This is a genomic window from Collinsella sp. AM38-1BH (genome assembly GCF_003467545.1).
In the GTDB taxonomy this organism is placed as follows: domain Bacteria; phylum Actinomycetota; class Coriobacteriia; order Coriobacteriales; family Coriobacteriaceae; genus Collinsella.
The window spans coordinates 41093-60638 of sequence record NZ_QSHC01000004.1 but is presented as its reverse complement, the minus strand read 5'-3'; the positions used below and the strand labels follow the sequence as shown (position 1 = coordinate 60638).

Genomic DNA, 19546 nt, shown 5'->3' with positions numbered 1-19546 from the left:
GCTTTTTGGGGTGCTGGGTATAATCGTCGTATTGCATTGAAATGTGGCGAAAGGAGTGGCAATGTCTCGGTATTGCGCCTCGTGCGGCAAGCTTCTTGCAGATAATGCCAAGTTCTGCACCTCGTGCGGTGCATCCGTTGAACAAACAACCGCGAGCGATAGCCAGCCCGCTTTTGAGCAGACCGGTTCCCTCGATACGCCGCAAGCCAAGGCGGACGACCCCCTCGCCTATCGCCCCGACCTCGCCGCAGGCCCCGCGGCCGTCGAGACCACGCAGCGCATACCCGTCGCGAGCGGCTCGCCCCAACAGCAGCCGGCTCCCGCATACGCGCCCGCTTCGCCACAGACCCCCGCTCCCAAAAAGAGCGGCACCGGGCCGCTTATCGCCGTTATCGTTGTGCTGGTGGCGATCATCATCGCCCTGGTCGTTTTCTTTGTGATCAAGCCTTTCGACAACGCCGCCACGCAGACGACTGCCGAGGTAGCTAAGCTGCACCATGACGTCGACGACGATGACCTAAAGCCTCTCGGCGATCCCAACAGCCTGTACGACGATGATGACGATGACGACGAGGATGGCGGCGAAGCAACGCTCTCCGAGCAGAACCTCTACCGCCGACTGAGCGAATACTACGACTTGCTCGAAGACCTCGACAACTACGTCCGTGGCTGCGCGCAGAACTTCAACGGCAGCTATCTGGAAGAAGATCGCACCACCCGTCAAAATCTCGCCGACGTCGCCGAGCGCACAGAGGACACCATCGAGCAGTATTACGACATCGTCGAGGACCTGGACGTCCCGACGAGCTCCAAGAACTACAGTTCCTGGAAGGACATCATCGCCCTGTACGACGACCTGGATCACCGCATTGACGCAATCTGTGATGCCTGGGAGATCAGCCTGAAATACGCCAAGCCTGCGGACCACAAGAATGAGATCGTGGCGCCGCTGTCGCGCGACAACGTGGCGGGCACCAATGACAATAAGTATCGCCTAGACTTTGAGGAGCGCTATCCCGGCGCCAAACCCGTCGAAGTGAACTAGCGCTTTGTCGTTCCCGAGCCGGCAGTTAGGGACGTTCCTAAACTGCCGGCAGAAAAGGAACGTCCCTAACTGCCGGTCAAAAAAACGAGCGAGGATCGTGGGGTCCTCGCTCGTTTTTTAGGCAATGTTTCGACCGCGCCGTTACTTGTCGGAGGCTACTTTCTTGGTAGTCGACTTCTTCGCGGTCGTCTTCTTGGCGGCAGTGGCTTTCTTAGCCGTCGTCTTCTTGGCCGCCGTCGTCTTCTTGGCCGTGCTCGCCTTAGTCGTGGTCTTGCGGCCGCGGGCGGGCTTCTTCTCCTTGGTCGGGCAGTCCATGTTGACGCAGATACGCCACGGGCCGCGCGCCGTGTTGACCACCACGATGGGGGCGCCGCACTCGGGGCAGGTCTCACCCGTCGCCTCGAGCTTACCGCGCGCCGGCAGAGGATAGCTCACGCCGCAGTCATCGTAGTTGGTGCAGCGGATAAAGCGCTTGCCGCTCTTCTCACTCTTGTGCGCGATCAGGTCGCCATGACGTCCGGCCTCGGCACACACCTTGCACTCGCCCACCTTAAGGTCGGGCTCGTAGTTGGTGGGGCACGTGGGGTTCACGCAGATCTCGAAAGCCTTCTGACGGAACGGCTGGCATTTAATGCGCGGCGCGCCGCACTCGGGGCACACGGCCGCCTCGCCCTCGAGCGGACTCACCTTGACGCCGCTCGGCACCGGATAGGTCACATCGCAGTCGGGCCAGCCCATGCAGCCAATGAAGCTGCCACGGGTCTTGGCGCTCGTCTTCATAACCAGGTCCTTGCCGCACTTGGGGCAAGCTCCCACGCGCGCATCGGCCGTGACGGCGTCGCTGATGGCGTCGCCCAGCTCCTGCGTGTGCTTGAGCAGCTCGTCGAGCACGCCAGCCAGCAGCGCGCGCGAGTGCATCACGACATGCTCTTCGGTATCCTCGCCGCGCTCCACACGGGTCATGTCGCCGTCGAGCTCGCTGGTCATATCGGGGCTCGTGATGCGCGGGGCAAACTGCGACAGCGCATCGATGATGGCGATACCCAGCTGGCTCGGCTCAACGGGATCATTTTTGAGATAGCGCACGGCGTACAGGCGCTCGATGATGCTCGCGCGCGTGGACTTGGTGCCCAGGCCGCGCTTCTCCATCTCCTGCACGAGCTTGCCCTGGCTGTAGCGCGCGGGCGGCTCGGTCTGCTTGGCCTCGAGCTTAATGTCGAATACGTCGACCGTATCGCCCTGCTCAAGCGGCGGCATCTGCTCGTCGCGTTTAAGGCCATACGGGTAGGCCTCGCGGAAACCCGGGGTCACGAGCACATCGCCCGAAGCCACGAACGGCTCACCGTTCACATCGAGCTCGAGCTTGGTGTTCTCGATGGTCGCGGGACCCATGAGCGTCGCCAGGAAGCGGCGGGCGATGAGGTCGTAGAGCTTGCGCTGGCCGCCGTCGAGCGTGGACGGATCGCCCTCGCCCGTGGGATAGATAGGCGGGTGGTCGGTGGTCTCGACTTTGCCGCGCGTAGGCTTCATGGGGCCGGCAAGCACCTTTTTGCATACGGGCGCCAGCGCCGGGTTGATCTTTGCCAGGTCGCTCACCACGGCGCCCAGATCGAGCGTCGCGGGGTACACGGTATTGTCGACACGCGGGTAGCTGATGAGACCGGCCATGTAGAGGGACTCAGCGATGCGCATGGTACGCGCAGGCGAGATGCCCTCGGCCGCGGCGGCAGCCTGCAGCGAGGTGGTCGCAAACGGCGTGGGCGGCTGCTGCTTGCGCGAGCGCTTGGTCACCGCGGCGACGGTTGCCGTCGCGACGCCGTCAACATGGCCGTACGCCGTCTCAGCAGCATCCTTGTCGGTAAAGCGCGCCGTCTTGTGCGCGATCTTAAAGCGATCGTCCTCGGCAGCGCCCTGCGCGGCACCCATGCCGCGAATCTGCCAATAGTCCTCGGGCACAAACGCCATGCGCTCGCGCTCGCGCTCGACCACCAGGGCAAGCGTCGGCGTCTGCACGCGGCCGGCGGAGCGCACGTTACCAAAGCCGCCAAACTTGGCGAGCGTCAGGTAGCGCGTCAGCACCGCACCCCAAATGAGGTCGATGTGCTGACGGCTCTCGCCTGCGTCGGCCAGGTTCTGGTCGAGCGAGACGAGATTATCGAAGGCCTGCGTGATCTCGGCCTTGGTAAACGAAGAATACTGGGCGCGGGCAACCGGCAAGTCCGGCGCCACCTCGCGCACCTTGTTGAGGGCGTCCGAACCGATCAGCTCGCCCTCGCGATCGAAGTCCGTAGCGATGATGACGCTGTCGGACTTCTTGGCAAGGTTCTTGAGCGAGCGAATGAGCTCTTTCTCGGCCGGCAGCTTAATGACGGGTGCCCAGGTGAGATAGGGCAGACTCTCGAGCTTCCAGCCCTTGATGGAGATGCCATCGGCAAGGAACGGCTTACGCTTGGTGTCGTAAGGCGGACGAGCCAGGCCATCGGGCATGTCGGCCGGCAGCATCTCGCCGTCCTCGGTGACCGAATACCAGCCCAGCTTTTTATCGAACAGCACGCTGTCGCAAAAATCGGGCGCAAGGATGTGACCGGCAAGACCGATCGTCACGCACTCCTCGCCCTTCCACTCAAAACGGTAGATGGCAGTGTTGTACACCTTGTCCTTTTTAGGCTTACCCGTGGACAGCCGCTCGGCGATCTGACGCGCGGCGTCGTTTTTCTCGGCGATGATGAGCTTCAAAAGAGGCTCCTATCTCGTATCTCTACGGCTACGCCCGCCCGTATGGCGGCCGATTTACGCCCTTGCTTGCTCGATCTGCCCGATGAGCCAATCGCACCAGGCGTCCATGCCCTCGCCCTTGCGCGCGCTCACGGCAAACCGCGGCGCCTGCGGATTGAGGTCATCGAGTGTCTTAGTATACCTATCCATGTCAAAATCGAAAGCCGGGGCCACGTCGACCTTATTGAGCAGCTGCGCGCCAGCGTGCTGGAAGATGCCCGGGTACTTGATGGGCTTGTCGTCGCCCTCGGGCACCGAGAGAATCATGATGGACAGGTTCTCGCCCAGGTCAAAGTCGACCGGGCAGACCAAGTTGCCCACGTTTTCGATAAAGATGACGTCGATGTTTTCCAGACCCACAGCCTGGTCAAACGCGTCAACGGCCTCCATGATCATGTTGCCCTCGAGGTGGCACAGGCCGCCCGTGTTGATCTGGATGGCGGGCATGCCGGCTTCCTTCATGGTGATGGCGTCGACATCCGAGGCGATATCGCCCTCGATGACGGCACAGCGCAGGCCGGCCTTGTCACGCAGGCGCTCGTTGGTGCCCAGGATCGTGGTGGTCTTGCCCGAACCGGGGCTCGACAAGACGTTGATCACATAGGTGTTTGTCTCATTAAATCGCTGACGCAGCTGATCTGCCAGGCGCTCGTTGCGCGACAGAATCGGCGACGCGATATCAATCGTTTTCTCAGCCATACTTAGCGCTCCTTACTTTGGCCCCTTTATACCCCATCACCAGATGGCTAGCGGGCTAATCGTCGGGGGTTTCGATTTCGATACTCGCGATATCGAGCTCGCGGCCGTGCAGTAGGCGCACGTTGGCACCACCACACTGGGGACAGCGACAGTGGAAGCGATCGTGGTCGAAGACCTCGCCGCAGTCCAGGCATTCACTTTGTGGGTGAATCTCCTCAACCGCGAGCTCGCAGCCCCGCGTGAGCGGGTCCTCATCGCGAAATGTCTCCCACGCAAAGTCCAGCGCCTCGCGCACAACTTCGGTCATATCCCCGATACGCAGCGTTACCAAAACGGCGCGCAAGGCCCCCGCCCCACGCGCCGCGCGAATCACTGTATCGAGTATGCCGTTGACAATGCCAACCTCGTGCATACCGATTTACTCCTCGTCGTCCTCATCGTCCGAGAACAGGTCCAGACGGCTCACAAACAAGCCCTCCTTGCCCTCGCGCGCGGTAATGACCACGCGGGCAATGGCGAGCGAAATCTCGTAGAGCGAGAGCAGGGCACCATACATGAGGCCCAGCGTAACGGGCGAGCCGTCGGGCGTAATCACAGCCGAGCCCACAAGCAGGCCAACGTATACATAACGCCAGGCACCGCGGAAAGCAGCGTAGGACACGATGTGGAAGACGGACAGATAGAAGATGATGAGCGGCAGCTCAAACGCCACGCCAAAGCCGATCATAAAGAGCAGCTCCATGTTGACGTAGTTCTCCAGATCGGGCAGCGCCGTAGCGACGGCCGAGGTCTCGCCGATGAGCCACTCAAAGCCCGCAGGAATGATGATGAAGTAGCAAAAGATGGCGCCCAGGAAGAACAGCACCGTCGAGGCGAGCACCGTGGGCACGACCCACTTGCGCTCGTTGGGGCGAAGCGCCGGCAAGAAAAACGCCAAGATCTGCCAGATGATCATGGGCGTGCACATGACAACGGCCATCTTGATGGCCAGCGAGAAGCGCAAGCCAAAGCCGCCGAGCGTGGTAGTGATGTAGAACTTACCGTCCGGCACAAAGGAGCGGATGGGATCTTCCAGGATGTCGAGCACAACAGGCGTGGCGAAATACAGCACGATAGCGGCGGCAAACACCGACACGACCACGATGGTCAGGCGGCGACGGAGCTCTCCCAGGTGATCGAAGAGCGGCATACGCGCAGGTCCGATAGGCATTACTCATCGCCTCCCTTCGGGGCGTCGGCGGCAGCAGCGTCGTCCTCGGCCTCGAGCTCGCGAGCGAGCTGGTCGACGACGGCCTTGCGCTTGCGGGGACGACGGGCGTAGAGGTCAGCCGTCGTGGGCTCTGCCGGCTCGGGCTCGGACTCCGGCTCTGCAGCAGGCTCGGGCTCGACGACAGGCTCGGCGGCAGCGGCAGGCTCGGCGCTCTCGGCCTCGGACTCCTCAGCAGCACCCTCGCCCTCGGCGGCAGCCTCGCTCGCGGCCTTCTCGGCGGCAAGGCGGGCACGGCGCTCGGCAAAGGTCTCCTTCTTTGCGGGCGCAGCCGTCTCGACGGCATCCTCGTCTGCATCGGAATCGTCATCGACGGCAGCCTTCTTGGGCTTGACCGGGGCCGACGCGGCCTCGCTCACCGGATCGATTATCTCGGACTGAACAACGGCCGTCATCTTTTCCTGCGTCTCGCGGAACTGACGGATGGCACGGCCGATCGTGCGGCCCATCTGTGGGAGCTTATCCGGGCCAAACAGCAAAAAGCCGAAGACCACGATGATCGCGAGCTCACCCTCTCCAATACCAAACACACATACCTCCAAGGCTCGATGTGAGTCGAGCCCGCACCGCGCCATTCGGCCGGAACTCGTCTATTCATTCGGTCAAGTATAGCGCCCGGACGCCAAAACGTCCGAGCGCATCACAAACATATGCCAAACGGCATGCCCCTTTGGGGGCAAAGATTATGCCGCCGTGATCGAAATCTCCTGGTCGACGCCCAGCAGCTGAACCACGCGCATCACCTGGGGCTGCACATTAGTGCAGCTAAAGCGCTTACCGTGGTCGACCGCGTGGTGCGCGGCGCCCACGAGCACGCCAATGCCCGTCGAATCGATGTAGCTCACCTGGGCAAAATCGAGCTCAACGGCCTCAGTGGGCTGCTCGAGCGCCAGGTCGATAGCATTGCGCAGGCTATCGGCGTTAGAGATATCGATCTCGCCGGTTACCTTAATGGTGTAGATCTCCGGCGTGGGGTTGGTGGAAATACCCAAATCCATGTATACGCTCCTTTACGTATCGAAAGTGCGGATAGTACGGGAAGCCGCGCGTTAGGCGCGCTCGGCACGCGCAAGCTCGGCAGCGACAAGCTTGACGGCCAGCACCAGCACATCGAGCGCGGCCTCCAGGTCCTCGACCGTGGGATAGCTCGGCGCGATGCGGATGTTGGTGTCGCGCGGGTCCTTGCCATAAGGCCAGGTGGCACCAGCCGGCGTGAGCTTGACGCCCAGGTCGGCGCAGAGCGCGGCGACCTTCTGGGCTGAACCCTCGGGACCATCGAAGCTTACAAAGTAGCCGCCGCGGGGGTGCGTCCAGGTGGCGCAGCCCGTCTCGCCCAGGCCCTCGGTGAGCTTGCGCTCAACGGCCTCAAAGCGCGGGCGCAGAAACTCGGCATGCTTTTTCATGTGCTCCTTGACCGCCTCGATGGTGGGAAGGAAACGCACGTGACGTAGCTGGTTGAGCTTGTCGGCGCTGATGAGGCCGGCCTTCAGGCGCTTGGAGAACTCGGCGATGACCGCGGGGCTCGCACCGATAAAGCCGATACCGGCGCCCGGGAAGGTGATCTTGGACGTCGAGGCAAATGCCACCACGCGGTCCTCGGTGCCCGCCGCGCGAGCGAGGTCAAAGATGTTTGCGAGCTCGTCGGTCTCGTCGTACAGGTCGTGCACGCAGTAGGCGTTGTCCCAGAAGATGCGGAAATCGGGTGCGGCCGTGGGCATCTCAACCAGGCGGCGCACAGTGTCCTCGCTAAAGGTGATGCCCGTGGGGTTGGAATACTTGGGCACGCACCAGATGCCCTTGATGGAATCGTCGGCGGCGACGAGGCGCTCGACCTCGTCCATGTCGGGGCCGTTGTCGGTCATCGCGACGGGGACGTTCTCGATACCCAGATCGGCGGTGATGCCAAAGTGGCGGTCGTAGCCGGGAACAGGGCACAGGAACTTGACCTTCTTGCCGTCGTGGGCAGCCTCGTAGGCATCCCAGGGCTCGCTGCCGCACGAGCCGCAGCGCCAGAACATACCGGCGATGTCGTGCTCGATCAGCAGGCTCGACGAACCCAGCACGAGCGTCTGCTCGGCGGGGCAGCCCAGGAACTCCCCCGCCAGCTTGCGTGCCGAGGGAATGCCCTCAAAGCAGCCGTAGTTGGAACAGTCGACGTTGCCGTCGTGCAGGTCGGCATCGGCATTGAGGATATCGAGCATGGGTCGAGAGATGTCCACCTGGGAGGGCGACGGCTTGCCGCGGGCCATGTCGAGCGCCAGGCCCTTGGCCTTGACCTCGGCGACCTCGGCTTTGAGCGCCTCGATGGCGGCATCGAGTTCGGTGGTTTCCATCTTCTGGTAGATCGTCTGCATGGGTGCGACCTTTCACGAAGCGGTACGTTGCAATTCTTCTAAGTATAGACCGCCACCGTCACAACGTTATGAAGCCGTGATAGATTAAGTCCATCGCAATAAATTACGAATCGCCGCGCATGCCGGCGTGAAGCGCCCAAGGAGGCACTATGGAGTACGGATCGTTCCAGGCCGAGGAATTCGGCGACCTGCAGCGCCTGGTCGACGGACTGTTTTACGACCGCCACACCATCGACCGCCTGGATCTCATCGTGCAGGCCGAGATCTTGGACCTCGCGCCCGATCTCATGGAAATCGTCAACCTGCTACCGCCCGGCTATTACGACCGCCAGTCACTTTGCGACCAGCTCAACTCCGCCTTGGCCGCCCACGGCTGGGGCGCCATCTACGGCACCGTGGAATAAGCCTAGTCATTTAAGAACGTCCCCAATGACTAAAACGCCGCTTGTGATGGTGTTCACAGGCGGCGTTTTCAAACTTGTATGTGCTCTTACTCGTCCTTGGGCGCGGGGTGTTTGCAGACCACGCTCATGTAGATCATGCCAAGCACGGCCGCGGTGACCGAACCGGCAAGGATGGCGGCCTTGGCAGCCAGAACCTCAAACTGGGCCGTCGGGAAAGCAAGACCGCTGATGAGAATCGACATCGTAAAGCCGATGCCGCCCAGAATGCCCACACCGGCAATCATGTGCCAGTTGACATTGCGCGGCAGCTCGGAAATCTTGAGCTTAACCAGGGCAAACGTCATGCCAAAGATTCCGATCGGCTTGCCCAGCAGCATGCCAAAGTACACGCCGAGCGTCACCGGGTCGGTGAGCAGCGTGCTCATGTCCACGCCCACTAGGCGAACCTGCGCGTTCACGAACGCAAAGATCGGCAGAATCACAAAGTTGACCGGCGTGGAGATCAGACGCTCCATGCGGATGAGCGGCGGGGTCACGCGGTGCATGACGCGCTCGACCTTGGTGGTCGAGACGGTAAAGTCATGCTGACCCAGGATGTGCGCCTCGTCATCGTAGCGGTCATCGAGCAGCGGCAGGCACTCCCCCAACCAATCGGTGAGGCTATCGAGCTTGACGCCGCACTTGGCCGGGATGGTGAAGGCCAGGATGACGCCGGCAAGCGTAGCGTGCACGCCGCTCTTGAACATGCAGAACCACAGCAGCAGGCCCAGCACCGAGTACGGGGCAAGGCGGTAATGCTGCGTCCTGTTGAGCCACACGAGCGCGCAGGTCACAAGCGCGGCGGCGCCCAACCAAAACGGATTGGGGCTCTGACCGTAGAAGATGGCGATGGCGGCGATGGAGATGAGGTCGTCGGCGATGGCGAGCGTCGAGAAGAACACACGCACGCCGTTGGGCACGCGATTGCCCAAAAGCGACAGCACGCCCAGCGCAAAGGCAATATCGGTTGCCATGGGAATGGCCCAGCCGTTGTGCGCGCCGGCATGGTTAAAGATCAGATAGATGCAGGCGGGAACGACGACGCCGCCCACGGCCGCCAGCATGGGAAGCATAGCCTGGCGCGGGTTTTTGAGCTCGCCGACCGTCATTTCATACTTGAGCTCAATGCCCACCAGCAAAAAGAAAATCGCCATGAGGAAGTCGTTGACGAAAAGCTCAACGGTGAGACCGGCCGTAAGGTTGCCCAGACCCACATACAGCGGGGTCTCCAAAAAGTGATGGATGGCCTCGTAGGCATCGGTATTGGCGCAAATGACGGCGGCGATGGCGGCGAAGACCATGACGGCGGCGGAAATCGTGCCGTTCTCGGCGATGCGCTCCCAGATGTCGTGGCGCTCAAAACGCTTGCGCTCACGAACGTTGAACAGCTGCTCAGTTGCTGCCATGGGCGGCTCCTTTCACGGGAAAGCTCCCGTCTTAAAAAAGCACGGCCCGCCCAAGTGGCGGCGCCGCGCTCTAACGTATTACGCTTGCATCTAGCCTACCCTGCACGACAAGCACGCAGGCGTGACCGAAAAGCGGAACCACAGGTTGAACATTATTTGCTCAACGGCACGGGCACGCCTGTCCAAGAGACAACGCGGCGCCGCGCACAAAAAACGACCGGAGCGCGGGGCGTCCGCGATCCGGTCGTGGCGTTTGGTCAACTAAACCTAGCAGGCGGCCATGATGGGGGCAGCGACCTGCTTCTTACGGGAGAGGACGCCCGGCATCCAGACGCCGTCGTGCTCGTCGGCAATGCCCAGACCCTTCTGAGCAGCCTCGGTCTCGCCCTCGAGCAGGACCTGCGAGCCCTCCTCCATGATGTCGGTAATGCACAGGACAATGCCGTCGGCACCCTTCTCGGCGGCGTAGGCGCGCATGGCCTCGCGGATCTCGTCAATCATGCCAAGCGCACGGCTCTTGTCGACGGTCTCGTACTGGCCGATGAGCAGCTTCTTGCCGGCGGGCTCGAACATCTTGATGTCGTTGCCGACCATCTCGGCTGCAGTGAAGGAGCCGGACGGACGGGTGAGGAAGACCTCCATGCCAAACTTGACCGGATCGACGCCCACCTGCTCGCCGAGCTTGGCGGCGACGGCGCGGTCGACATCGGTGGTGGTGGGGCTCTTGAGCATGAGCGTGTCGGTCATCATGGCCGAGAGCAGCAGCTTGGCCTGGACGTCGGAAAGCTCAACGCCGAGCACGCCGGCAAGCTTGGTGACGATGGTGCAGCTGGAGCCCCAGGGCAGGCAGATGTAGTGCAGCGGACCGGCGGTCTCGAAGTCGCCGATGCGGTGATGGTCGATGACGCCAAAGACCGTGGCGTCCTTAAGGCCGGCGACGGACTGGGCAGACTCGTTGTGGTCGGTGAGGACGACGAGCTGACCGGCCTCGACGGAATCAATCACGCGGGGCTCGGCAATGCCAGCGTCGGCGAGCAGCTTGGCGGACTCGGCCGGAAGCTGACCAAGGGCGCAGGCCTCGTAGGTGTTGCCGGCATACTCAACCTGGTTGAGCAACTGGGACAGGACGAGTGCGCTCATGATGGCGTCGTTATCGGGGTTCTGGTGACCAAAGACAAGAACGTTTGCCATGGATATCCTCCACTTGATATGTGTACTTGGACGTAGCTATGGTAGCACGCCGATGCCGAGCCTTCGCAGACGGAAGGGCCACGGCATATTTTGGGGCGCAGCCTTGGCCTCCTTGCACCAGCTATTTGCCGGCGGCGCGCAGGGCTACGTAGGCGGCACCGATGATGCCGGCGTCGTTTCCGAGCGAAGCGACCTTAATGGGCGTCTCGCGCGAGGCGGAAAGCGCGTACTGCTTAAAGTGCTCGCGAACCTTGTCGAGGTAGACATCGGCCGAGGCAGAGGCGCCGCCGCCGATGAGGAACATCTCGGGATCAACCACGTTGGCAATAAGCGCCAGTGCGCGACCGAGATAGTCGGCCATGGTATCGGCCGCGGCCAGCGCAAGCTTGTCGCCCTCGCGGCAGGCCTGGAACACGTCCTTGGAATCGGAGGGGCCGGTGAGCTCGATGGGGTCGACGCCCGCCTTCTTGCACTCGGCAAGGTAGTTGCTCACCACGCCGGTGGCGCTGGAATACTGCTCCAGGTGGCCATGGCCGCCGCAGCCGCAGGTGCGCTCCTCAGCCGGGTTCAGGCACATGTGGCCGATCTCGCCGCCAGCACCCACAACGCCCGATACCACATCGCCGTTAACGATAACGCCGCCGCCCACGCCGGTACCGATGGTGACCATAACTACGTTCTGCACGCCCTTGGCAGAACCGAGCCAGGCCTCGCCCATGGCAGCGGCGTTGGCATCGTTCTCATACTTAACGACCGCATCGGGGCAGTGCTCCTGAATGGCGACCCTCAGCTCGGGCAGGTTAATGGCAATGTTGGCCTTGACCTTGGCATCGCCCGACGCCGGGATGGGACACGGAACGGCCAGGCCAATGCCCGCCACAAAGGCACGCGGAATCTGTGCCTTGGCGACCACCTGGTCGATAGCCTCGGTCACCGCGGCAAAGCCCGCAGCGTCAACGATAGGAGGCGTGGGCACGCTGGCCTTGGCAAGCAGGTTGCCGTCCTCGTCGAACAGGCCCTCCTTAACCGAAGTGCCGCCGACGTCGATGCCGATGTAGTACTGCTTAGGTTCCATGGGAGCCCGCCTTTCTCGTTTAAACATTGCCTGTATGGTACCGCTCCCAAGGCAAAAACCTACCAAAAAGGGACAGGTTTGTTTTGGCAGGTTTTATCTGGGAAAACGCGAATGGCCGCTTAACACGACATTACTCAGATGTTTATCTATTTAGAGCGCTCTAATTTATATGCAAAGCGACTTTTAATTATATCTTTCTCGAACTTTTTAAATATATAATAGGGATGCTTAGGTGTTAACTATACTTTCTTTTATACTCAACCAAGTTGGAAAGGAGGTTCCATGATTCCCAAATACGAGGCGATAGCTGCAGATATTCGTCGCACTATCGAGGATGGCGCTCTTAAACCGGGCGACAAGCTTCCTACCGTCGTTGAGTTCTGCAAGCTCTATAACGTTTCCAAAATCACCGTCAAACGAGCTATTGAACAAATCACCGAAGAAGGTCTTATTACCAGCCGGCGTGGATCGGGTACCTACGTTAAGGACACGGCGGGGCTTCCCGGCCAGGCGTTTTTCCAGGGCAAAAACGACCGTGCCCAGGGTTTTTCGTATGAGCACCGCGGGGAGAAGGTGACCTCGGTGGTCTACGATTTCTCGATCGTTAATCCACCGGCGGACATCGCAGCCCAGCTGGGAATTGCCGAGGATGACTTTGCCTATCACGTTGTGCGCGTGCGCCAGGCCGATGAGAAGCCCATCGTTATCGAGTACACCTACATGCCCCTCGAGCTGATTCCGGGGCTGAAAAAGAAGGACCTGTACGGATCGGTCTACCGCTTCATCCGCGAGCAATGTGGGCTGAAGATTTCGAGCTTCCACCGTACCATTCGCGCCGTGGCAGCAACCGAGGAAGAAGCCGAGCGTCTGGACACCAAACTTGGCTCTCCCCTGCTCGAGCTCACCCAAATTGGCTTTTTGGACAGCGGCGCCGCCTTTGAGTATTCGATCTCGCGCAACGTTGGCGACCGCTTTGAGTTGCACAACGTAACGTTGGCATAGGTTTTTGTAGTCACGCGGGCGCTCGTTTTGAGCTGTTTTGTGCAACGCCCGCGCAACATAATGGGGGTATGAATATGTCCGATTTGATTAAACTGACGCCGATCTTCCACGAGAAGATCTGGGGTGGCCGCCAGCTCGAAACCGTATTTGGTTACGACATTCCCGAAGGTCCCATCGGTGAGTGCTGGGCCATCTCGGCCCATCCCAACGGTGACTGCCAGATTGCGGAGGGACCGTACGCCGGCCACACGCTTTCGTGGCTGTGGGCCGAGCACCGCGAGCTCTTTGGCAACTGCGAGGGCAAGGAGTTCCCGCTGCTCATCAAGATTCTGGACGCCAAGGACGACCTTTCGATCCAGATTCATCCCAACGACGAGTACGCCGCCGAGCACGAGAACGGCAGCCTGGGTAAAACCGAGTGCTGGTACGTGCTGGATTGCGAGCCCGGCGCCACGATCATCGTCGGCCAGCGTGCTAAAGACCGCACTGAGGCCGCACAGATGATCAAGGACGGCCGCTGGGACGACATGCTCAACGTACTACCGATCCACAAGGGCGACTTTTTCCAGATTGATTCCGGTACCGTTCACGCCATCAAGGCCGGCACGCTCATTTTGGAAACGCAGCAGTCGAGCGACGTGACGTATCGTCTGTACGACTATGATCGCCCGGGCACCGACGGCAAACTGCGCCCGCTGCACATTAAGCAGAGCCTCGACTGCATCGACTTTGACGTCCAGGCCCCGGTCGATGGTACCGTGACCGCGCCCGAGGTGGACGGCGTGACCGAGCTCGAGTCTAACCCCTGCTACACCGTCGATCGCGTGCGTGTCGACGGCAGCAAGATCCTCGACCAGCGCTGGCCCTTCATGTGCCTGTCGGTCATCGACGGCGAAGGCACCGTCTGCGGCGACCCCGTCCACAAGGGAAGCCACCTGCTGGCCCCGAACACCGTCAGCTCCATCGACCTCGAAGGCAAGATGGAACTGATCATCAGCCACCTCTAGGTCGCAGCAACAACCAAAACGCAACAAGGGGCTCCCCCGTCCACCAACGGAGGAGCCCCTTATCCATATATATCAGCCCACCCGGCTCTCCAGATCAAAAAAGCGGACGAGCAGAGCGACGTTCGCAAGCAACGTTATCTAAGGACCTGGGCGGGCGTATGGGGCAACATCGATCGCGAGTTCCGCACGAGCCGGAGAGCACTTAATGTGCTCTCCGTGCGAGCAGGACTGCCCGAGCAGGCGATGTTGCCCCATACGCCCGCCCAGGTCCGCCGGGATCACGACAGCTTGACGATCGGAGCAAAGCCCTTCATAAGCTTTTTGGTCTGGCCGGTCTTTTCGAATTGGACCTCGATCATGTCTCCGACGACCGAGAGCACGGTACCCGTGCCAAAAGTCTTGTGGCTCACGGTATCGCCCGCGGCAAAGTCCTGCGATGCGCTGGCACGATCGACCTTGCGCTCCACCGTCGGGGACACCTTGGACGACGGCTTTTTGGCTCGCGGCGCACCCGAACCAAAGGTCGAGGCAACACGGCCGGCATCGGGCGAAACCCCACGATGGCGCTCGGTCCCGTAGCTGCTGCCGCCAAAGAAATCGTCAAAGCTCGATCCACCACGTGAACCAGAACCGCCGGTCGAGCGCGTATGCGAACCAAACACCTTGCCGCCATACATGTCCGAGCCCATACCCGATCCAAAGGTGCCGTGTCGGTCGCCGCGTTTCTCCCAGCCCGTGCCCTCAAAACCGGCAGAACCGATGCCGCTAAACTCGATATCCTCAAACGGAATCTCGTTGAGGAAGCGCGAGCGCGGGTTGGCAGAGGTCGAGCCGTAGGTGCGACGCGTGGCCGCATAGGTCAGGAACAGGCGCTTGCGAGCACGCGTGATGGCGACGTAGGCCAAGCGACGCTCCTCCTCGAGCTTGCCCGGATCGTCACTACCGCCAAAGTCGTGCACGTGCGGGAAGATACCCTCCTCCATGCCGGCCACGAACACCGCCGGGAACTCCAGGCCCTTGGCGGAGTGGATGGTCATCATGGTAATGGCATGCGTCTCGCCGGCCAGGGAATCCAAGTCGGAGCGCAGGGCCAGCCACTCCATGAGCGCCGGCAGCGCCTTACAGGTGAGCGGACCGTAGGTGCGCTCGATCTCGTCGGCATGCACGGCACCCGCCGGCATCTCCGTCGGCGCGGCATACGCGTTGCCCGCGATGGCGGCGGCCAGGGCATCCTGCGGAGACAGCGCCGGAGCGGCCAAGCTATCGAGCGGATTGGAGCCCGCGGCGTCACGCGCGCCAACGAGCGCCTCAAACGAGGATACCGGGGCAGATGGCCCCGGTTCGGGCGCAGGCGCGCTCACCACGACAGGCTCGGGCTCGGCGCTAGCAGGCACATCGGCAACACCGGCAGCGCGCAGCTCTTCCAAGCTCTCGAGCGTACCTTCGATATCCTCGTGCGTCTCCTCAAATTCGGCGGCGACGCCCAGGAATTCCTGGATGTTCTCGGCGCGGCTCTCGGACTCCATGGTGCCCTCGGCGCGGAAAGCCTGCAGTAGGCCCGTCTTATCGACAATCATCTCGACAACGTCCTTGAGCTCGCCGTCCATGCGGCGACCCTCGCGCACCAGCGACACAAAGCTCGACAGGCCATTGCGCACCTTGGCGCTAAACATACCGGTCTCGGCGCACGCGATCTCGCAGGCCTGGAAGAACGAGCAGCGGTTGTCGCGCGCCAGCTGCTCGATCTTTTGGATCGAGGTGGAGCCGATACCACGGCGAGGTGTGTTGATGACGCGCTTGACGCTCATCTCGTCGGCCGGGTTCACGATCATCTTGAGGTAGGCCATGACGTCGCGGATCTCGGCACGGTCGAAGAATCGCGTGCCGCCCACAATCTTGTAGGGCACGCCCGCGCGCAGGAACATATCTTCGAGAATACGCGACTGGGCGTTGGTACGGTAGAACACGGCGATGTCGTCGTAGCTCGTGCCCTTGGAGTGCAGCTTCTCGATCTCACCGGCAATCCAGCGGCCCTCGTCGCGCTCATCGCTCGCCTGGAAGGCCTGGATCTTCTCGCCATCGCCCTCGGCCGTAAACAGGCGCTTGTCCTTGCGCTGCGAGTTGTGGCGCACCACGGCGTTGGCGGCGCTCAGGATGTGACCCGTGGAACGATAGTTCTGCTCCAGCTTGACGGTCTTGCAGTTTTTAAAGTCCTTCTCAAAGTCCAAGATGTTGGTGATGTCGGCGCCACGCCAGCTATAAATGGACTGGTCATCGTCGCCTACGACCATGAGGTTTTGGTACTTGGCGGCCAGCAGGTTGGCGATCTCGTACTGGACGTGGTTGGTGTCCTGATACTCGTCGACGCTAATGTAGCGGAAGCGCTCTTGGTACTTATCGAGCACCTCGGGACGGGTGCGCAGCAGCTCGAGCGCGCGCACGAGCAGGTCGTCGAAGTCCATCGCATTGGCGGCGCGCAGGCGGCGCTCCAGCTCTAGGTAGACCTGCGCGGCCTTTTTGTCGTTGGGGCTATCGGCGCTCTTGAGCATGTCCTCGGGGCCGATCATGGCGTTTTTGGCCGAGCTGATCTTGCTGCGGATCATGTTGATGGGGAACTGCTTTTGCTCGATGCCGAGCGCCTGCATAATGTCACGCACCATGCGCTTTGAGTCATCGTCATCGTAGATGGTGAACTGGCCGGTGTAGCCCAGCAGGTCGGCGTCCTCGCGCAGCATGCGCACACACATGGCATGGAAGGTGCACACCCACATACCGCGGGTGCCGCTGGGGATGAGCGCTGCCAGACGCTCGCGCATCTCTGCCGCGGCCTTGTTGGTAAACGTGATGGCAAGAACCTGCCAAGGCTTAACGCCCAGATCGCCGAGCATATGTGCGATGCGGAAGGTCAAGACGCGGGTCTTGCCCGAGCCGGCGCCGGCGAGCACCAGCAACGGGCCCTCGGTGGTCAGGACGGCCTCGCGCTGGGCGGGATTAAGGCTGTCGATGTCGACGAGCGGCTTGGCGGGCTTGGGCGACGGCACGGGAGCGTCGTAGATGTCGAGCGGAACGAGCTCGGGCTCCGGCGCAGCGGGGGCGGTGTATGCATCGAACGGCACGGGTTCCGGCGCGGGCGGAACGGGTACCGTGGCGTTCTTTTCCCAGGGCAGGGGCTGGGTCATGGGCGACTCCTCATCTGACGGACGGCGCGCCTGCGGGCGGCGCCATAGTTTGAGCCGTACCAGTATACCGAGCCGCGCGGACACCGACGCAAATCACACCACGACTCCGTGCGCCACCGTCAGGCCCGCCCCAGCGGATTTGGTGCAATGGAGCCACCGATGTCACGGCAACGGCAGCGAGCGGCGGCCAGAACGAACAAATTGGCATGAAAAGAGGGCGGCATAGACCTTTTGGTCATGCCACCCTCTTTGAATGACAAGTTGTCGTTCTGGCCGCCGCGCAGCGTCAACCAAGTTACAGGCCGAGCATAGGCTCCAAGACGAAGAAGTACGCAAGCACCACGATGCCCAGAATGATGCGGTAGACGCCGAAGCACTTGAAGTCGTGACGGCGGACGAAGCCCATAAGCCACTTGATGGCGATGAGCGAAACCACAAAGGCCACAACGCAGCCCACGCCCAGGATGGCGACCTCGTTGGCACCGAACGTACCGCCCTTGATGAAATACTTGACCAGCTTGAGCGCACTCGCGCCAAACATGACAGGGATGGCCAGGAAGAACGTAAACTTGGACGCCACCGAACGCGTGCAGCCCAAAAGCAGGCCGCCGATGATGGTGGAACCGGAGCGCGACGTGCCCGGAATCAGCGAGAGCACCTGGAAGCATCCGATGCCCAGTGCGGTCTTCCAACTCAGGTCCTCGAGCGTGGTGATGGAACCAAAGTCCAGATCCTCGTCATCGCCCTCATCCTCAGCGGTAGCCGCGGCGGGCGCCGCAAAGTGCGCACCGGCGGGACGTCCACCCGACACCACAGCACGCGAACCAAACGAACCGGCAACGGCCATTTCCTCGCGCTTGTTCGCGCGCCAGTTCTCGATCACGATAAACAGCACGCCGTACACAATGAGCGCCAGCGCCACGACGGGAGCATTGTAGAAATGCTCCTCCATCCAGTCGTTGAGCGGCAGGCCGATCGCCGCGGCGGGAATGCAGCCGAGCACAATCTTGCCCCACAGCACCCAGGTGTCGCGACGGCCCTCCTTACCCTTGCTGGGCGAGAACGGGTTGAGCTCATGGAAGAACAGCACACAGACGGCCAGAATGGCGCCGAGCTGAATCACAACCAGGAACATATTCCAGAACGTCTCGCTCACGTTCATCTTGACGAACTCGTCCACCAAGATCATGTGACCGGTCGACGAAACAGGCAGCCATTCGGTGATGCCCTCGACCAGGCCCATGAAGGCAGATTTTAGAAGCTCGATGATATCCAAAGGGACCCCCTCGTTAGACACCCGCCGATATTGTTCTGCGGACGGTGCGGGCGATGTCCCATTATCAACCGTTCGGGCGCGCCTGCGCCTACCCTTACCAAAAAACTCGTCCGTTCACAGAATTGCGAGCGGTCAAACCGAAATCCTTGGGTATAACTGCAACAAGATAAAGTGTCCGGCGGCCAACGCGCCCGCGCCCGCCCGACGCACGAGCCCCGCGCCCGTGCGATAGACCAAGGAGGAAACCATGAACGAGGGCTACACCAAGGTATTTGTTTCACTCGACGGTACTGAGCAGCAGGATTTTGTGCTCGCACGCGCCATCAAGGTCGCCGCGAACAACGGCGCCAAGCTAATCATCGGCCACGTTATCGATTCCACGGCACTCGAGAGCGCCGGTTCCTATCCGGTCGATCTGGTCAACGGCCTAGAGGAGGCGTTTAAGAACTCCATCGCCAAGCAGCTCGAAGAGGCTAAGGCCAATCCCGACATCCCCGAGGTCGAGGTCATGATTCGCGCCGGCCGCATTCGCGAGACGCTTAAGGACGAGATGCTCGACGTGGTTAAGCCCGACCTGGTGCTCTGCGGCGCCCGCGGCCTGTCCTCGATCAAGTATGCGCTGCTGGGTTCGATTTCGACGTTCCTGCTGCGCAATACGGACTGCGACATCTTGGTCGTGAAGTAGCGTTGCTCCCACCGGCCGCGGGGCCTGCGGGGTTTCCACGGGCACGTCCTCGCCGCGTTGCGGCTGCGGGATGTGCCCTTAGGAAACCCCTCCCGGCCCCGCGGCCTTACTTCAGCGAGTTGTCTGATAGAAAAATGGCGTG

The 19546-nt window shown here is 61.5% G+C and carries 17 protein-coding genes; 5 read left to right on the top strand and 12 right to left on the bottom strand.

Annotated features, from left to right (window positions below; translation table 11 throughout):
* Positions 1-61: 61 nt before the first annotated feature.
* Positions 62-1045: a zinc-ribbon domain-containing protein gene (locus DW870_RS03085; protein WP_117769916.1), complete on the top strand. Its 984-nt coding sequence runs from the start codon at positions 62-64 to the stop codon at positions 1043-1045.
* Between the two features lie 141 nt (positions 1046-1186).
* On the opposite strand, the gene DW870_RS03080 is transcribed toward DW870_RS03085, so the two are convergent.
* The 7 genes from DW870_RS03080 to DW870_RS03050 all read right to left on the bottom strand — a co-directional run bounded on the left by DW870_RS03080 (position 1187) and on the right by DW870_RS03050 (position 8140).
* A complete protein-coding gene (locus tag DW870_RS03080) occupies positions 1187-3781 on the bottom strand; it encodes a DNA topoisomerase I (RefSeq protein WP_117847898.1) in 2595 nt (864 codons plus the stop codon).
* A gap of 54 nt (positions 3782-3835) precedes the next feature.
* Positions 3836-4519 carry a hydrogenase nickel incorporation protein HypB gene (gene hypB / locus DW870_RS03075; RefSeq protein ID WP_006235936.1) on the bottom strand — a complete coding sequence of 228 codons (684 nt, stop codon included), beginning with the start codon at positions 4517-4519 and terminating at the stop codon, positions 3836-3838.
* 55 nt (positions 4520-4574) lie between these two features.
* Positions 4575-4931: a hydrogenase maturation nickel metallochaperone HypA gene (locus DW870_RS03070; protein ID WP_117847896.1), complete on the bottom strand. Its 357-nt coding sequence runs from the start codon at positions 4929-4931 to the stop codon at positions 4575-4577.
* Positions 4932-4937: 6 nt separating this feature from the next.
* Complete coding sequence (gene tatC, locus DW870_RS03065) at positions 4938-5729, bottom strand: twin-arginine translocase subunit TatC (RefSeq protein WP_022093860.1); 792 nt, start codon at positions 5727-5729, stop codon at positions 4938-4940.
* A complete protein-coding gene (locus tag DW870_RS03060; protein ID WP_158556976.1) occupies positions 5729-6316 on the bottom strand; it encodes a twin-arginine translocase TatA/TatE family subunit in 588 nt (195 codons plus the stop codon). Before DW870_RS03060 ends, tatC begins: the two co-directional genes overlap by 1 nt.
* 153 nt (positions 6317-6469) lie before the next feature.
* Complete coding sequence (locus tag DW870_RS03055) at positions 6470-6784, bottom strand: STAS domain-containing protein (RefSeq protein WP_117769921.1); 315 nt, start codon at positions 6782-6784, stop codon at positions 6470-6472.
* A gap of 51 nt (positions 6785-6835) precedes the next feature.
* Positions 6836-8140, bottom strand: a complete 1305-nt coding sequence (locus DW870_RS03050) for an aminotransferase class I/II-fold pyridoxal phosphate-dependent enzyme (protein ID WP_117847893.1) — start codon at positions 8138-8140, stop codon at positions 6836-6838.
* A 149-nt stretch (positions 8141-8289) separates the two neighbouring features.
* Here DW870_RS03050 and DW870_RS03045 point away from each other — a divergent pair, with 149 nt between their 5' ends.
* Entirely contained in the window at positions 8290-8544 is a 255-nt protein-coding gene (locus DW870_RS03045; protein WP_117847892.1) for a hypothetical protein, read from the top strand.
* A gap of 86 nt (positions 8545-8630) precedes the next feature.
* Here the strand turns inward: DW870_RS03045 and nhaA are convergent, their stop codons facing one another.
* From nhaA to DW870_RS03030, 3 genes are all read right to left on the bottom strand, one after another.
* The gene (nhaA, locus tag DW870_RS03040; protein ID WP_117847890.1) at positions 8631-9989 is read right to left on the bottom strand and encodes a Na+/H+ antiporter NhaA; all 1359 of its coding nucleotides are present in this window, start codon (positions 9987-9989) and stop codon (positions 8631-8633) included.
* Positions 9990-10256: 267 nt separating this feature from the next.
* Positions 10257-11180, bottom strand: a complete 924-nt coding sequence (locus DW870_RS03035) for a manganese-dependent inorganic pyrophosphatase (RefSeq protein WP_117840131.1) — start codon at positions 11178-11180, stop codon at positions 10257-10259.
* A 121-nt stretch (positions 11181-11301) separates the two neighbouring features.
* Positions 11302-12255 (bottom strand): ROK family protein, encoded by a 954-nt coding sequence (locus DW870_RS03030; protein ID WP_231500764.1) that lies wholly within the window; start codon positions 12253-12255, stop codon positions 11302-11304.
* A 282-nt stretch (positions 12256-12537) separates the two neighbouring features.
* Between DW870_RS03030 and DW870_RS03025 the strand changes: the two genes are divergently transcribed.
* Both DW870_RS03025 and DW870_RS03020 read left to right on the top strand, forming a co-directional pair.
* Positions 12538-13257, top strand: a complete 720-nt coding sequence (locus DW870_RS03025; RefSeq protein ID WP_117840133.1) for a GntR family transcriptional regulator — start codon at positions 12538-12540, stop codon at positions 13255-13257.
* A gap of 68 nt (positions 13258-13325) precedes the next feature.
* Positions 13326-14264 carry a type I phosphomannose isomerase catalytic subunit gene (locus DW870_RS03020; RefSeq protein ID WP_117840134.1) on the top strand — a complete coding sequence of 313 codons (939 nt, stop codon included), beginning with the start codon at positions 13326-13328 and terminating at the stop codon, positions 14262-14264.
* Between the two features lie 278 nt (positions 14265-14542).
* Here DW870_RS03020 and DW870_RS03015 read toward each other — a convergent pair whose 3' ends face one another.
* A complete protein-coding gene (locus tag DW870_RS03015; RefSeq protein WP_117847888.1) occupies positions 14543-17443 on the bottom strand; it encodes an ATP-dependent helicase in 2901 nt (966 codons plus the stop codon).
* A gap of 295 nt (positions 17444-17738) precedes the next feature.
* Complete coding sequence (locus DW870_RS03010) at positions 17739-18719, bottom strand: undecaprenyl-diphosphate phosphatase (protein WP_117847886.1); 981 nt, start codon at positions 18717-18719, stop codon at positions 17739-17741.
* A 247-nt stretch (positions 18720-18966) separates the two neighbouring features.
* Between DW870_RS03010 and DW870_RS03005 the strand changes: the two genes are divergently transcribed.
* A complete protein-coding gene (locus DW870_RS03005) occupies positions 18967-19404 on the top strand; it encodes a universal stress protein (protein WP_006235921.1) in 438 nt (145 codons plus the stop codon).
* Positions 19405-19546 lie beyond the last annotated feature (142 nt).

Excerpts from the sequence above, each read along its gene's own strand:
- DW870_RS03085 (WP_117769916.1), top strand. The coding sequence starts at position 62 with ATGTCTCGGTATTGCGCCTCGTGCGGCAAGCTTCTTGCAGATAATGCC.
- hypB (WP_006235936.1), bottom strand. The coding sequence starts at position 4,519 with ATGGCTGAGAAAACGATTGATATCGCGTCGCCGATTCTGTCGCGCAAC.
- DW870_RS03070 (WP_117847896.1), bottom strand. The coding sequence starts at position 4,931 with ATGCACGAGGTTGGCATTGTCAACGGCATACTCGATACAGTGATTCGC.
- tatC (WP_022093860.1), bottom strand. The coding sequence starts at position 5,729 with ATGCCTATCGGACCTGCGCGTATGCCGCTCTTCGATCACCTGGGAGAG.
- DW870_RS03055 (WP_117769921.1), bottom strand. The coding sequence starts at position 6,784 with ATGGATTTGGGTATTTCCACCAACCCCACGCCGGAGATCTACACCATT.
- DW870_RS03050 (WP_117847893.1), bottom strand. The coding sequence starts at position 8,140 with ATGCAGACGATCTACCAGAAGATGGAAACCACCGAACTCGATGCCGCC.
- DW870_RS03045 (WP_117847892.1), top strand. The coding sequence starts at position 8,290 with ATGGAGTACGGATCGTTCCAGGCCGAGGAATTCGGCGACCTGCAGCGC.
- nhaA (WP_117847890.1), bottom strand. The coding sequence starts at position 9,989 with ATGGCAGCAACTGAGCAGCTGTTCAACGTTCGTGAGCGCAAGCGTTTT.
- DW870_RS03035 (WP_117840131.1), bottom strand. The coding sequence starts at position 11,180 with ATGGCAAACGTTCTTGTCTTTGGTCACCAGAACCCCGATAACGACGCC.
- DW870_RS03030 (WP_231500764.1), bottom strand. The coding sequence starts at position 12,255 with ATGGAACCTAAGCAGTACTACATCGGCATCGACGTCGGCGGCACTTCG.
- DW870_RS03025 (WP_117840133.1), top strand. The coding sequence starts at position 12,538 with ATGATTCCCAAATACGAGGCGATAGCTGCAGATATTCGTCGCACTATC.
- DW870_RS03020 (WP_117840134.1), top strand. The coding sequence starts at position 13,326 with ATGAATATGTCCGATTTGATTAAACTGACGCCGATCTTCCACGAGAAG.
- DW870_RS03015 (WP_117847888.1), bottom strand. The coding sequence starts at position 17,443 with ATGACCCAGCCCCTGCCCTGGGAAAAGAACGCCACGGTACCCGTTCCG.
- DW870_RS03005 (WP_006235921.1), top strand. The coding sequence starts at position 18,967 with ATGAACGAGGGCTACACCAAGGTATTTGTTTCACTCGACGGTACTGAG.